This window comes from Vibrio sp. 2134-1 (assembly GCF_033339495.1).
This window is the reverse complement of sequence record NZ_JAWOUS010000382.1, coordinates 1-726: the sequence shown is the minus strand read 5'-3', so window position 1 is coordinate 726 and position 726 is coordinate 1. Positions and strand designations below refer to the sequence as shown.

Below are 726 nucleotides of genomic sequence, written 5' to 3'. Positions count from 1 at the left end.
CAGCACACAAAACGAGTTCGTTGGACGCCACAACGGACCAAAACTTTCTGACCAACAAAAAATGTTGGAAGCGATCAACGCAGTTAGCCTAGACGCACTGATCAGCGAAACCGTACCAGCAAACATCCGCCTTGAGCAGCCAATGACGTTGGCAGAAGCGAAAAGCGAAGCAGACATGCTGGCAGCAATGCGTAAGTTCGCCGATCAGAACCAAGTTAAACGTACATTCATTGGTCAGGGTTACTACAACACCTTCACGCCGAACGTGATTCTACGCAACGTGATGGAAAACCCGGGCTGGTACACTGCTTACACCCCTTACCAACCAGAAATCTCACAAGGTCGTTTAGAAGCACTTCTAAACTACCAACAAATGGTGATGGATCTTACTGGTATGGAAATCGCGAACGCGTCATTGCTCGATGAAGCAACGGCAGCAGCAGAAGCGATGACACTTTGTAAGCGTGCGGGTAAAAGCAAGAGCAACGTATTCTTCGTTGCTGACGACGTTCACCCACAAACCATCGAAGTGGTAAAAACTCGTGCGAAATTCATCGGCTTTGAAGTCTTGGTTGGTTCTTTAGAATCACTACCAGAGCAAGACGTGTTCGGCGCACTAGTTCAATACCCAAGTACAACAGGTGAAGTTCGTGACCTAACGGACATCATCGCTAAAGCGCAAGCAAACAAAACACTAGTGACTGTAGCAACGGACCTTCTTGCTTC

General features: G+C 47.9%; 1 pseudogene. It reads left to right on the top strand.

The window, feature by feature from the left end:
* Positions 1 to 726, top strand: a pseudogene (locus R7R78_RS26130) (glycine dehydrogenase (aminomethyl-transferring)); the annotation flags it as partial.